Below are 12,863 nucleotides of genomic sequence, written 5' to 3'. Positions count from 1 at the left end.
GCGCCTGGCACACCGTTCACTTCCAGCTCCATCTCACAACGGCGGGAGGTGCTGGCCTGTGGCAGTTTAGGCCTGATGCAGTCAGAACGGCCGGGCCAGGGTAGCTGATTTCTCAGGACTGTGCAGTCGCAGGCTGCTCTTCAGCTGACTGGTCCTCGGCGCGAAGGGTGTCGATGGCCTGCTGGAAGTCCTCCAGGTTGCTGAAGTTGCGGTAGACCGAGGCGAAGCGCAGATAGGCCACCTCGTCCAGCTCCCTAAGGGGCTTCAGAATGGCCCTGCCGACCTCTTCCGAATCGACCTGAGCCAGGCCGCGCGAACGCAGATCCTCTTCGACCTGCTGGCCCAGGAGCTTCAGGTCATTCTCATCGATGGGCCTGCCCTGGCAGGCCTTCCTTACACCAGAGATGACCTTGTCGCGGTTGAAGGGTTCGGCGTTGCCTGAACGTTTCATGACCAGGAGGATCGAGGTCTCCACCGTGGTGAACCGACGCGAGCAGTTCGGACACTCACGGCGGCGTCTTATGGCATGGCCGTCGTCGCTGATTCGTGTATCCACAACCTTGGTATCGGGATTCTGGCAGAAAGGACAATGCATATGTAATATCATAGCGCCAAAGAACCTCAAGACCCACGTATACCGGGCCTATCAGCGTATAACCCTGGACAAACTCCTTGAATTCAGCTAGTACCTTCATCCCGGCGACGAGTCATTGAAGCCGCGTCGGTAATTCCCTGGACCGAAAGTCGCTGCATCAATCGTCGCTGGGAATCAGAATTCGGTCACCAACGCGCAGGTTGGGCGAGGACATGTTGTTGATCCGCATGATGCGGTCCACGTTTTCAGTGACATCCTCGCCTTGCGGGGTGATCGAGGCTGCATAGGACCAGACATTATCGCCCGGACGGACCGTTCTTGCAATGACCTCCTGCGGTCCTGGAGCGGAGCTGGCCGGACGAGCCATCCATCCGGCCCCAATCAGGGTCATCGCGCCGACAGCCAGAAAAGCCGCGAATCTGCGCACGATGACACCCACGAAACCCTGATCGGACACACAGGCTTTGGCGGCACTGCGAAGACGCAGCATGACGGACGAGAACAGGGAACTGACATACACCCGGCAGGCCGAGGGCAGGCTCGACGGCGTAGACATGCGGGAACTGACACCGGCACGAACAACCACAGCACACCTCTTTCGAACATTTGTTCTATCGAACAGATGTTCTCATTCTGGCATCTCACTCGTCGTTTGGCAAGGCCGATTCGAACATTTGTTTGATTTTTCACTTTGGGCAGGCTAGACTGAGTTCAGTTTCCAAGGAAAGGAGCCATCCGTGAGCACCATCCCCTTTGTCGGGCCTGCAACCATGAGCTCCGACAGCAAGTCCAGCGCCGCTCATGGCGCAACCTCTCAGGAAACCGCTGAAACCTCCGCCAGCACCGAGCATCCGAATCAGGGGTCCAGGCCCAAGTTGACCGATCGCCAGGCCAGGGTGCTGGAAGCCATCAAGCGGCACCTGTCGGAGCGCGGATTTCTGCCCTCCTACAGGGAGATCGGCAAAGACGCGGGACTGCGCAGCACTTCTTCCGTCAAACACCAGCTTCAGGTCCTGCAGGATCTGGGATACATTCGTCTGACTGCCAACAAGGGACGTGCCATAGAGCTGGTTCAGGACCAACCTGAGCCGACTGCTGGAACCGCCAGGATCATGCCCTTCCCCGACACACAGACCGACGAGGCCATCATGCAGTCGCGCGACGTGCCCCTGGTCGGCAGAATCGCCGCAGGTCAGCCCATTCTGGCCGAGCAGCATGTGGACGATGTCATGCGTCTGCCCGAGCGCCTGACTGGATCAGGTGAGCTCTTCATGCTTGAGGTCCATGGGGATTCCATGGTTGATGCCGCCATCTGCGACGGGGACTTCGTGGTCGTCCGCCGCCAACAGGAGGCTGAGAATGGAGACATCGTCGCGGCCCTGCTGGACGATGGGGCCACGGTAAAGACCTTCCGTCGCGAGAAGGACCACGTCTGGCTGATTCCCCACAACCCGTCGTACTCCCCTATTGACGGCACCCACGCCGTCATCATGGGCAAGGTGGTCACCGTTCTGCGCAAGGTCTGAAGGCTACATGTCCAAATGCTCGCCGCTGCTGTCTCGGTGACCCTGCGGCTCTATCTGAAAGGTCGTGTGTTCGACCGAGACCGGGAAATGATTGCGCAAACAGCGTTGCATGCTGGTCAGAATGCGTTCGTTTTCGACAGCCGTCGTATCCTTACGAACGATCACATGTGCCGTCAGCTGCGGCAGGCCGGTGGAAACACTGTTGGCATGCAGGTCGTGAACCTCAAGCACGCCGGGCACACCCTCCAGGTGCTTCCTGACCTTGGCCATGTCGAGGTCCGCCGGGGTCTCCTCAAGAAGCACGGAGACACTGCTGGCCAGCAGTTTGATCGCGCGGGGAATCATCAGCAGAGCAATCAGGGCTCCCGCCACGGCATCGAATCCGGCCCAGCCGGTGAGCATCATGACCACGGCAGATACCAGGACGGCCACCGAGCCCAGTGCATCGTTGACCACTTCGAGAAAAGCGGCACGCATATTCAGGTTGTCCTTATGCCCGGAGGCCAGGACCAGGATGGACCCCACATTGGCAGCCAGGCCCAAAATGCCGAAGAAGAGCAGCAACCCCTGCTGATGAACCTGGTCCCGCCCGGGCGACCAGAGCCGCAAGACAGCCTCCACAATAGCGTAGACGCCCACAGCCAGCAGAACCAGAGCACCGCCGGCCGCCGTGATGACCTCCAGACGGGACCAGCCCCATGTCCTCCGGTTTGTGGGACGGCGCTCCATCAACACTGCCGTGACCGTGGAGGCGATCAGCACGGCCATGTCGGTCATCATGTGCCCGGCGTCGACCAGCAAGGCCAGGCTACGGGTGACCAAGGCACCGACGACTTCGGCCACGAATACCGAGCCCGTCAGCGCCAGGGTCGTCAGCAACTGTCGACGATGGGCGGACCCGCCGCCCTGGACACCACCTTCATGAGCGCTCATGCATACCCCGATTCATCAATCACCAAAGTATGCCACCAGGGGTCACAAGGCAAGGGTCTTCCGAGAAATACTCAGAAACCGAACTTGCTTGCCGTCTCCTTCAGGGTCTCGGCGGAACGCTTCAGAGCAGCCAGCTCGCCGTCGCTCAGCGGGGTGTTGATGTGGGTGTTGACCCCGTCACGGTTGAGCACGCTGGGAACCGACATGCACACGTCAGAAATCCCGTGGAAGTCCTCCAGCAGGGAGCTGACCGGCAGAATCCTGTCGGTGCCGTTCAGGATGGATTCGATGATGTCCACGCCGGACATGGCGATGGCGAAGTTGGTCGCCCCCTTGCCCTCGATGATCTGGTAGGCGGCGTTCTTCACCTCCTGGTGGATCTCCTCGCGCTTGGCCGCGTCCAGAGGCTCATGGCCGGGCAGCTCCATCCAGTCACACATGGGCACCCCGCCGATGGTGGCCGAGCTCCAGAGCGGGACCTCGGAGTCGCCGTGCTCGCCGGCGATGTAGGCATGGACGTTCTTGACGTTGACACCGGTCTGCTGGCCGATCAGGTACCGCAGCCGGGCGGAGTCCAGGTTGGTACCCGAACCGAACATCTGGTTGACCGGCAGCCCGGACAGCTCCAGAGAGACCCGGGTGACGATGTCGACGGGGTTGGTAATCAGCAGGAAGATGGCATTGGGTGCCACCTCGACCATCTGAGGAATGATGGACTTCATCATGTTGATGGTGGCGCCGGCCAGGTCAAGCCGAGTCTGGCCCGGCTTCTGCCTGGCTCCGGCCGTGATGACCACCATGTCGGCATCGGCGCAGATCTGCGGATCGTCCGAGCCGTCGATGGTGACCGTGGGGTAGAAGCTGGATCCGTGCTGCATGTCGCGGACCTCGGCCTCAACACGCTGGGCGTTGATATCCTCAAGGACGATCTCCCGAGCCACACCGCGCTGGGCTGCCGAGAAGGCCAGGGTCGACCCCACGGCTCCGGCTCCTACGATCGCTAGCTTGGTTGGCTTGATTGATGATTCCGCCATTGTTTTATGGACCTCTCTTATCGGAACCCGGGAAACGGGTTTGCCGCTGACACAACATACGTAGTCTACCCAGCATAGGTGACCTGGCGTGCATCTGCCCCTTAGGAGCCCAGCCTTCCCGATGGCGTGTCACCAGCTGGAGCCCGCAAGGGCTTCTGATCAATGGCCTGGTCAAGCACGGCGGCCGCCAGCCGGTCGTCCACATCAGCGCTCAGCGCAACCCCATCGGCCCGGTATTCCAATGAATCCACCCGTCCCAACCGCCGCACCTGCTCCAGCAGGGAGCCACTGGTGTAGGGCAGGACGGCCTGGACGTGCACGGCGGGGGCGGGCAGCAGCTCCTCCACCCGCCTGCGCAGGGACGTAAGACCCTGACCCTGCCTGGCCGAGACCAGGAAGGCCTCGGGTTCAAGGTTGGCGAGCCGCTGCCGGGCATCCTGGTCGATCAGATCAACCTTATTGAAGACCAACAGGCGGGGAATGGACTCAGCGCCGGGGATCTCTGCCAGCACGGCATCCACAGCCCTGATCTGCCCGAAGGGATCGGGATGGGAGCCGTCCACGACGTGCAGAATCAGGTCGGACTGGCCCACCTCCTCCAGGGTGGATTTGAAGGCCTCGACCAGCTGGGTGGGCAGGCGGCGGACGAACCCGACCGTGTCCACATAGACATAAAGCCGACCGTCTGCGGCCTTGGTGCGCCTGACGGCCGTATCCAGGGTGGCGAACAGGGCGTTCTCCACCAGTTCCTCGGACCCGGTCAGCCGGTTGGTCAGCGAGGATTTGCCGGCGTTGGTGTACCCCACCACGGCCACGGCCGGCAACTGATAGCGTCGCCGGGATCCACGCTTGACCTGACGCGAGGGGGCCATCTGGGCGATCTGACGCTTCAGCCGGGAAATCCGACGTCTGATGACCCGCCGGTCGGTCTCGATCTTGGTCTCGCCCGGGCCGCGGGAGCCTATGCCGCCGGCCTGCCCGGCAGCCTGACCTCCGGCCTGGCGGGAGAGTGATCCGCCCCAGCCGCGCAGCCTGGGCAGCATGTACTCCAGCTGGGCCAGTTCCACCTGGGCCTTGCCCTCGCGGCTGGTGGCATGCTGGGCGAAGATGTCCAGAATCAGGGCTGTCCTGTCGACCACCTTGACCTTGGTGACATCCTCCAGGGCACGTCGCTGGGAGGGATGAAGGTCGTCATCGGTGATGATGGTGTCGGCGCCCAGCCGGGCCACGATATCCGCCAGCTCCCGCGCCTTCCCCGAACCCAGGTAGGTGGCCGGATCGGGTTTGACACGCTGCTGGAGCAGGCCGTCAAGCACCTCGGCCCCGGCGGTCCGCGCCAGGGCGGCCAGCTCGCGCAGGGACTCCTCGGCCTGGCCGACCGTGGTCCGAGAACCCGACCAGACGCCGACCAGTACCACCCGCTCCAGACGGACCTTGCGATACTCCACCTCGGTCACGTCCTGCAGCTCGCCCAGCCCCTCGACATGACGGAAGGCATTACGTCGGCTGCGCTCCTGCCACTCCTGATCCTGGTCCTGCCCGACCTGCCCTTCACTGCCGGTCAGCACCTCGGACTTGTGGGCGAGCGGGTCCTGGTGGGCGTCGACAACTGCTGAACCATGCTCTTGGGTCGGTTTTTCTTGGGTCAAAGGCACCTCTGCATTGATCTATGGACTAGGGAACGAATCCGGTGTAGGCGGAATCATGACACAGTCTTTATTATCATCTTCTTAGCAGACATCAGCGGGTGCCCGAGGGACGGGCGGACTTAAAAGACGGACAGGATGGACATGACGCACAGGGACCATGGCAGCAGCCGGGGGCAATCCTCCAGGACCGGGACGGGCGGAGGCGAACAGTACTTCGTGGCCCGTCCGGCCTCCCCCGACCAGCGGCGGACCATCCGGGTGGAGCTGGCCGGCCGCACCTGCCAGGTGGAGGTCTCCCACGGGGTCTTCTCGTCGGGCAGGCTTGACCTGGGCACCTCGGTCCTGCTCAAACGCGTCCCCCAGCCCCCGGTCGAGGGCGATTTTCTGGACCTGGGCTGCGGCTGGGGGCCCATCGCCCTGAGCATGGCCATCCAGTCGCCAAAGGCCAGCGTCTATGCTGTGGACACCAACCTGCGGGCCCTGGATCTGACCGCCCGCAACGCCCGGTCCCAGGGCCTTGACAGGGTGCACACGCTGACCCCGGAGCAGGTGCCGGACGATCTGTGCTTTGACCTGATATGGTCCAATCCGCCCATCCGGGTGGGCAAGACGGCCCTGCACGACCTGCTGATGACCTACCTGCCCAGACTGAAACCCCAAGGCCGGGCCTACCTGGTGGTCCAGCGCAACCTGGGCGCCGACTCCCTGATTCCCTGGCTGGCTCAGGCCCTGGGCTCCGGCTGGACGGCGGAGAAATATGCCTCGTCCAAGGGCTACCGGATCATCGAGGTGGGCCGGGCATGAGGTTCGAGTATCCCACCGAGCTGCCCATCAGTGCGGCCAAGGAGGACATCGTCCACGCCGTGCAGTCCTCCCAGGTGGTCATCGTCTCCGGTCAGACCGGCTCGGGCAAGACCACCCAGATTCCCAAGATCCTCCTTCAGATGGGTCGTGGCGACCACGGCCGCCAGATCGTGCACACCCAGCCCAGGAGGATCGCCGCCAGAACCGTGGCTGAGCGCATCGCCTCGGAGACAGGCACCAGGCTGGGTGAACAGATCGGCTACCAGGTGCGCTTCACCGACAAGTCCAGCAGGAGCACCCGCCTGCGAGTGGTCACCGACGGCATCCTCCTGGCGCAGATCCAGGGCGATCCCCAGCTACGGGCCTACGACACCATCATCATCGACGAGGCCCACGAGCGCAGCCTGAACATCGACTTTCTGCTGGGCTACCTGACCGCCCTGCTGCCCAAACGGCCCGATCTGAAGCTGATCATCACCTCGGCCACCATCGATTCGGTCAAGTTCCGGGACCACTTCGCCAAGGCCCTGCACACCCAGGTGCCCGTGCTGGAGGTCTCCGGCCGGACCTATCCGGTCCAAACCCTCTACGAGCCCGCCGGATCGGCACCTGCCCTGATGCGGCATGTACCCGGGTTCGACTCCGATGGGGAAGGCCAGGACAGGGAGGAACCGGACATCCCCAAGGCGGTGGCCCGGGCCTGCGCCGAGCTGGTCATCCACTCCACCCATGAGGACGGCCCCAGGGACATCCTGGTCTTCGCAGCCGGCGAGCGCGACATCCGTGAGTACGAAACCGCCCTGCGACGCCACTTCGGCCCGCGAACCTCCGACATGCGCCGCCCGGACGCCCTGGAGATCATCCCCCTCTTCGCCCGCCTGTCGGCCAAGGAACAGCACCGGGTCTTCGAACACCACGGCCATCAGCGCATCGTGATCGCCACCAACGTGGCGGAAACCTCCCTGACGGTACCGGGCATCCGATACGTGGTGGACCCGGGATTGGCCAGGATCAGCCGCTATTCCAAGTCGGCCAAGGTCCAGCGCCTGCCCATCGAGCCCATCTCCCAGGCCTCGGCCGATCAGCGTGCAGGCCGCTGCGGACGTGTGGCCGACGGCATCGCCATCCGCCTGTATGCCAAGGACGACTATGACACCCGTCCCAAGTTCACCGACCCGGAGATCCTGCGCACCTCTCTGGGTTCGGTCATCCTGCATATGCTCTCGGTGGGCGTGGCCCATACGGCCGAGGACGTTACCGACTTCGGCTTCATCGACCCGCCCGACACCCGAGCAGTCAGCGACGGTCTGCGGGAACTGACCGAGCTGCAGGCCATCTCCCGCCAGCAGGGCCTCATCCGGCTGACCAATCTGGGACGACGGCTGGCCAGGATCCCCATCGACATCCGTCTGGGCAGAATGATCCTGCAGGCCGGCCAGGATGCCACCCCGGACACCCTGGCCGCCGTTCTGGTGGTCGTGGCCTTCCTCTCCCTGCAGGACCCTCGCGAGCGACCTGAGGAGAAGCGCGAGGAGGCCGATCGGATCCATGCCCGCTACGAGGACCCATCCAGCGACTTCCTGACGGCCCTGAACATCTGGAACCGCTTCTTCCCGCAGGACAAGGAACCCTCCAATGGGGCCCTGCGCAAGGCCTGCAAGCAGGAGTACATGGCCTTCCTGCGCATGCGGCAGTGGCATGACCTCTACCGGCAGCTTGCCCAGATGTGCCGGGGCCTGCACATGAAGGTGGGCTCCCCCGTCCCCGTCAAGGGACCGGATCAGGCCCTGCTGGCCCTGCCGATTGGGCAGCAGGCGGCACACGCCCTGGTCTGCTCCTGGGACGACCAAGGCATCCACCGGTCCATGCTGGCCGGACTGCTCTCCAGCATGGGCATGCAGGTGGTCCACGAACCCAAGGCCTCCGATTTCGCCGGCCTGCATGGTGCCGCCCGGGCCAAGGCCATGAAGCGGGCTCGCCGGCAGGCCAAGAACGACTATCAGGGGGCGCGCGGCACGCATTTCGCCATCTTCCCCGGCTCTGCACTGGCCAAGGCCAATCCGCCCTGGATCATGGCCGCCGAGCTGGTGGAGACCTCCCGGCTCTGGGCGCGCTGCTGTGCAGCCATCGACCCCGCCTGGGCCGAGCCCCTGGCCAAGTCCCTGACCAGGACCGCCTACGCCGAGCCCCATTGGTCGGCCTCCCGTGGTGCCGCGGTGGCGACCTCAAAGGTTCTGCTCTACGGCCTGCCCATCGTGCGCGACAGGACGGTCCAGTGGGCCCGCATCAACCCCGGCCAGGCCCGGGACATGCTGATACGCCAGGGCCTGGTCGAGGGTGACGTGCGCGAGCGCTTCCCCCATGACGGCTTCATTCAGGCCAACAGGCAGGTGCTCAGCGAAGCCGGAGAGCGGACCAGCCGGACCCGCCAGGTGACCGGCACCGTCACCGAGGAGGACCTCTACGACTTCTACCAGGAGCGCATTCCCCAGGAGGCCACCTCCCTGGCCGCACTGGGCGCCTGGTGGCGGAAGCGCCACGATGCGGACCCCCACCTGCTGGACTTCGACCCCGACAAGGTGGAGCGCCTGAACGACCAGTCCGCCTCCTACCGACCCGGGGACTACCCCGACCACTGGCATACCCTGGGCATCGACGGCCGGCCCATGGATCTGCCCCTGACCTACCGCTACCAGCCGGGAGAGCCGGACGACGGCATCACTGTCCACATCCCCCTGCACTGCCTGAACCAGCTGACGCCCGGACAGTTCAGCTGGACCGTGCCCGGTCTTCTGGACGACCTGATCACAGCCACCATCAAGTCCCTGCCCAAGGCCCTGCGGGTCCAGTTCGTCCCCGCCCCTGACGCCGCCCGGACCATCCGCGCCTGGATAGACGGCCACTATCCCCTGTTGCCCGGCGCCGATCCGGCATCGGCAGAGCAGGCCACCTATGGGTCGGCGGACCAGCCTGCAGCCGGGGATGAAAACGGTGCAGGAGCCATCCCCGCCGGGGGCTGGCCGGACTTCGAGCAGGCCTTCACCGCCGCAGCCATCAATACGGTCGGCGCCCAGCTGCACCCGGCGGTCTTCACCCAGGCCAGGTTGGAACGGCTACCCGACTACCTGCGCCCCACCTTCCAGGTGGAGGAGGATCGGCGCCAGGGCCACGGCCGCAAGGGCCAGGGCCACCCCAAGGTCCTGGGCCGGTCCAAGTCCCTGGCCGACCTGCAGCGCGACCTGGCCGGACAGGCCCGGCAGTCGGCCCGGTCCCGGGTGGACTCCCAGGCCAGCAAGGCCGCCCGACAGGGTCAGGTGGTCAAGAGCGCCGACCTGCTCCACCAGTCCGGCGCCACCACCAAACCGCGCGAGGAACTGATCTGGCAGGCCGCCCTGGACAAGCTCCACCTGCCTGCCCAGCGGATCTCCTCACGCTGGCTGAGCCGGGAGGCCCTGATGCTGGCCTCGGCCCCCTACCCGGGCACCTCTGCCCTTGCCGAGGACCTGCAGATGGCCGCTGTCAAGCGCCTGATCCCCCACACCGAAGCCGTCACCGACGACCGGACCCTGCAGGAGGCTGTGGCCGGCGTCAGCCAGGTCTACGAGGACACCGTCTATCAGGTGGCCAGGGATGTGGTCGCCATTCTGGAGACCTCGGCCCAGGTGGACAAGGCCGTGTCCGGCCCGGCCGATCTTCCCCTGCTCTCGGTCCTGCAGTGGATACGCCAGCATTCTGCCAATCTGGTGGCCAAGGGCTTCATCGGCGCCGATCCGCCCTATGCCCTCCCCCGCCTGCACACATACCTGAAGGCGGACCTGATGCGCCTGGACAAGGCCCGCAGGGACAAGGATCGTGACGTACGATGGGCATGGCAGGCGCAGACCGCCCAGGATCTGGTGGACCAGGCGACCAAGGCGGCCCAGGCTCTGCCCGCCGGTCCCGGACGAGACCAGGCCATGGACCGTGCGCGAAGGGGACGTTGGATGATGGAGGAGTACTTCGTCTCCATCTGGGCCCAGGAGCTGGGGACCGCCATCCCCGTCAGCCTGCAAAGGATCAGGAAGGCGCTGGAAGGAAAACCATGAGCACAAGGCCATCGGGGCGAAGACGCGGGGGCGGCACCAAACGCGGACGGATCACCCTCCGCCGTGCGCAGACCCTGGGGGCCGCCCTGATGGCCATAGTCCTGGTGGTCGCCCTGTGCATCCTGGCCGTCCGCTTCGTCTCCTACCGGCTGATGGTCGGCCGCGTCATCCGCCACCAGGAGCAGCTCTCCCAGGAGTACGTCTTTAATCCAGGCAGAATCATCACCGACCACCGCTTCCATGACACGGTGGACATGAACGCCGACGACGTCCAGGCCTTCCTGGACCAGAAAGGGGGATCCTGCAACGGATCCACCTGCCTGCGCAGTCTGCACATGGATGTTCCCGACCGCCCCAGCGACGGCCTATGTGATGCCTACAAGGGCGGCAAGGGGCAGAGCGCGGCTCAGATCATCGACGGGTCCGCCCGCTCCTGCGGAATCAGCCAGAAGGTCCTCCTGACCATGCTGCAGAAGGAGCAGCACCTGGTGGCCACCGACCAGCCCCCCACCCAGGTCCAGCTCCAGTCGGCCATGGGTCTTTCCTGCCCTGATGATGCAGACTGCGACGCCCGCTATGCCGGATTCTTCAACCAGGTCTACGGGGCCGCCCACCGCTTCCGCTACTATCAGGCCCACCGGGACCAGTATGGCTACCAGACCAAGGCCCTGAACGATGTGCGCTTCAGCCCCGATGCCTCCTGTGGCAGCGGCAAGGTCTACATCGAGAACGATGCCACTGCCTTGCTCTACATCTATACGCCCTACCAGCCAAACGAGGCAGCGCTGCGGGCAGGCGACGGCGAGGGCAACCGCTGCTCAAGCTACGGCAACCGCAACTTCGTCATCATCTACAACAGCTGGTTCGGCCGATCGGACCAGTGAGCCCCGGGTTCAAAGCTTGGGCAGGTAGTAGGCCAGCTCGTAGGGGGTGACCTGTCGGCTGTATCCGGCCCACTCCCGGTGCTTGTTGCGCAGGAAGTACTCGAAGGTCTGCTCGCCCAGCACCTGGGCCACGAAGTCCGACTTCTCCATGACCTTGAGCGCCGCGTCCAGGCTGTCCGGCAGGGGCTCGATGCCCATGGCCTGCCGCTCGGCGTCGGTCAGCTCCCAGACATCATCGCTGGTGGGCTCGCCCAGGGTCATCTTCTGCTCGATCCCGTCCAGACCGGCGGCCAGCAGCACCGAGTATGCCAGGTAGGGGTTGGCCCCCGGATCCAGCCCGCGGAATTCCATCCTGGCCGAGTTGCCCTTGCCGGGCTTGTACTGGGGAATGCGCAGGAGGGCGGACCGGTTGTTGTGTCCCCAGCAGACGTAGCTGGGTGCCTCGGCTCCGCCCCAGAGCCGCTTGTAGGAGTTGACGTACTGGTCGGTCACCGCACAGATCTCGGCCGCGTGGGCCAGGATGCCGGCGGCGAACTGCCGGGCCGTCTGGGACATGTTGAACTCCTGGCCCACCTCATAGAAGGCGTTGGTGTCACCCTCGAACAGGCTCAGATGGGTGTGCATGCCCGACCCCGGCTGGTCGGTGAAGGGCTTGGGCATGAAGCTGGCGTAGATTCCCCGCTCCAGGGAGATCTCCTTGACCACGGTCCGGAAGGTCATGATGTTGTCGGAGGTGGTCAGGGCATCGGCATAGCGCAGGTCGATCTCGTTCTGCCCCGGTCCGGCCTCATGGTGGGAGTACTCCACCGAGATGCCCATCTGCTCCAGCATGTTGACGCAGGCTCGGCGGAAGTCCATCCCCGGGCTGCGGGGTACATGGTCGAAGTAGCCACCCTCGTCGATGGGGGTCGGGATCTGGGACCAGTCATCCTGGTTCTCGAACAGATAGAACTCGATCTCCGGATGGGTGTAGAAGATGAAGCCCTTCTCCTTGGCCTTGGCCAGGGCCCGCTTGAGCACATGCCGGGGATCCCCGCTGCTGGGCTCGCCGTCCGGGGTGAGCACGTCGCAGAAGATCCGCGCTGTGCCCTGCGGCCCTCCCCTCCAAGGAAGTATCTGGAAGGTGGACGGGTCGGGCTTGACGATCATGTCGTCCTCGGAGACCCTGGTCATGCCCTCGATGGCCGAGCCGTCGAAGCCCAGCCCCTCCTCGAAGGCCACCTCCAGCTCGGTGGGCGCTATGGCCACCGATTTCAGGGTTCCCAAGACGTCGGTGAACCAGAGACGAATGAACCGGACATCGCGCTCCTCGACAGTGCGCAGCGCGAACTCCTCTTGCTTATCCATAGAGCT

Annotated in this window: 10 protein-coding genes; 4 read left to right on the top strand and 6 right to left on the bottom strand. The window is 64.6% G+C overall.

The features are described from left to right. Nucleotides 1-112 precede the first annotated feature (112 nt). Both nrdR and H3V04_RS00970 read right to left on the bottom strand, forming a co-directional pair. Nucleotides 113-595 (bottom strand): transcriptional regulator NrdR, encoded by a 483-nt coding sequence (nrdR, locus tag H3V04_RS00975; RefSeq protein WP_198176691.1) that lies wholly within the window; start codon nucleotides 593-595, stop codon nucleotides 113-115. 157 nt (nucleotides 596-752) lie between these two features. Beyond that, a complete protein-coding gene (locus H3V04_RS00970) occupies nucleotides 753-1,151 on the bottom strand; it encodes a LysM peptidoglycan-binding domain-containing protein (RefSeq protein WP_198176692.1) in 399 nt (132 codons plus the stop codon). Between the two features lie 181 nt (nucleotides 1,152-1,332). On the opposite strand from H3V04_RS00970, the gene lexA reads away from it, so the two are divergent. After that, nucleotides 1,333-2,121, top strand: a complete 789-nt coding sequence (gene lexA, locus H3V04_RS00965) for a transcriptional repressor LexA (RefSeq protein WP_332460568.1) — start codon at nucleotides 1,333-1,335, stop codon at nucleotides 2,119-2,121. A 3-nt stretch (nucleotides 2,122-2,124) separates the two neighbouring features. Here lexA and H3V04_RS00960 read toward each other — a convergent pair whose 3' ends face one another. The 3 genes from H3V04_RS00960 to hflX all read right to left on the bottom strand — a co-directional run bounded on the left by H3V04_RS00960 (nucleotide 2,125) and on the right by hflX (nucleotide 5,656). After that, complete coding sequence (locus H3V04_RS00960) at nucleotides 2,125-3,054, bottom strand: cation diffusion facilitator family transporter (RefSeq protein ID WP_198186925.1); 930 nt, start codon at nucleotides 3,052-3,054, stop codon at nucleotides 2,125-2,127. A 71-nt stretch (nucleotides 3,055-3,125) separates the two neighbouring features. Then, nucleotides 3,126-4,088 (bottom strand): L-lactate dehydrogenase, encoded by a 963-nt coding sequence (locus H3V04_RS00955; RefSeq protein WP_024627229.1) that lies wholly within the window; start codon nucleotides 4,086-4,088, stop codon nucleotides 3,126-3,128. A gap of 101 nt (nucleotides 4,089-4,189) precedes the next feature. Next, complete coding sequence (hflX, locus tag H3V04_RS00950; RefSeq protein ID WP_332460607.1) at nucleotides 4,190-5,656, bottom strand: GTPase HflX; 1,467 nt, start codon at nucleotides 5,654-5,656, stop codon at nucleotides 4,190-4,192. 222 nt (nucleotides 5,657-5,878) lie between these two features. Here hflX and H3V04_RS00945 point away from each other — a divergent pair, with 222 nt between their 5' ends. The 3 genes from H3V04_RS00945 to H3V04_RS00935 are packed head-to-tail and all read left to right on the top strand — an operon-like array spanning nucleotide 5,879 to nucleotide 11,510. After that, entirely contained in the window at nucleotides 5,879-6,541 is a 663-nt protein-coding gene (locus H3V04_RS00945) for a class I SAM-dependent methyltransferase (protein WP_232342400.1), read from the top strand. Next, nucleotides 6,538-10,626: an ATP-dependent RNA helicase HrpA gene (gene hrpA / locus H3V04_RS00940; protein WP_198186924.1), complete on the top strand. Its 4,089-nt coding sequence runs from the start codon at nucleotides 6,538-6,540 to the stop codon at nucleotides 10,624-10,626. Before H3V04_RS00945 ends, hrpA begins: the two co-directional genes overlap by 4 nt. Beyond that, on the top strand, nucleotides 10,623-11,510 hold the full coding sequence (locus H3V04_RS00935) for a hemagglutinin (protein ID WP_198176696.1): 888 nt from the start codon (nucleotides 10,623-10,625) through the stop codon (nucleotides 11,508-11,510). Before hrpA ends, H3V04_RS00935 begins: the two co-directional genes overlap by 4 nt. Nucleotides 11,511-11,519: 9 nt before the next feature. Here H3V04_RS00935 and glnA read toward each other — a convergent pair whose 3' ends face one another. After that, complete coding sequence (gene glnA / locus H3V04_RS00930; protein ID WP_198186923.1) at nucleotides 11,520-12,857, bottom strand: type I glutamate--ammonia ligase; 1,338 nt, start codon at nucleotides 12,855-12,857, stop codon at nucleotides 11,520-11,522. Nucleotides 12,858-12,863: the final 6 nt, after the last annotated feature.

The organism is Bifidobacterium sp. M0353, assembly GCF_016100645.1.
In the GTDB taxonomy this organism is placed as follows: Bacteria; Actinomycetota; Actinomycetes; order Actinomycetales; family Bifidobacteriaceae; genus Bombiscardovia; species Bombiscardovia choladohabitans.
The sequence above is the reverse complement of the archived record's forward strand: the minus strand, read 5'-3'. Positions and strand labels throughout refer to the sequence as shown.

Bases quoted from the DNA above. Each gene is read 5' to 3' on its own strand.
- nrdR (WP_198176691.1), bottom strand. From the start codon at position 595: ATGCATTGTCCTTTCTGCCAGAATCCCGATACCAAGGTTGTGGATACA.
- H3V04_RS00970 (WP_198176692.1), bottom strand. From the start codon at position 1,151: ATGTCTACGCCGTCGAGCCTGCCCTCGGCCTGCCGGGTGTATGTCAGT.
- H3V04_RS00960 (WP_198186925.1), bottom strand. From the start codon at position 3,054: ATGAGCGCTCATGAAGGTGGTGTCCAGGGCGGCGGGTCCGCCCATCGT.
- H3V04_RS00955 (WP_024627229.1), bottom strand. From the start codon at position 4,088: ATGGCGGAATCATCAATCAAGCCAACCAAGCTAGCGATCGTAGGAGCC.
- H3V04_RS00945 (WP_232342400.1), top strand. From the start codon at position 5,879: ATGACGCACAGGGACCATGGCAGCAGCCGGGGGCAATCCTCCAGGACC.
- hrpA (WP_198186924.1), top strand. From the start codon at position 6,538: ATGAGGTTCGAGTATCCCACCGAGCTGCCCATCAGTGCGGCCAAGGAG.
- H3V04_RS00935 (WP_198176696.1), top strand. From the start codon at position 10,623: ATGAGCACAAGGCCATCGGGGCGAAGACGCGGGGGCGGCACCAAACGC.
- glnA (WP_198186923.1), bottom strand. From the start codon at position 12,857: ATGGATAAGCAAGAGGAGTTCGCGCTGCGCACTGTCGAGGAGCGCGAT.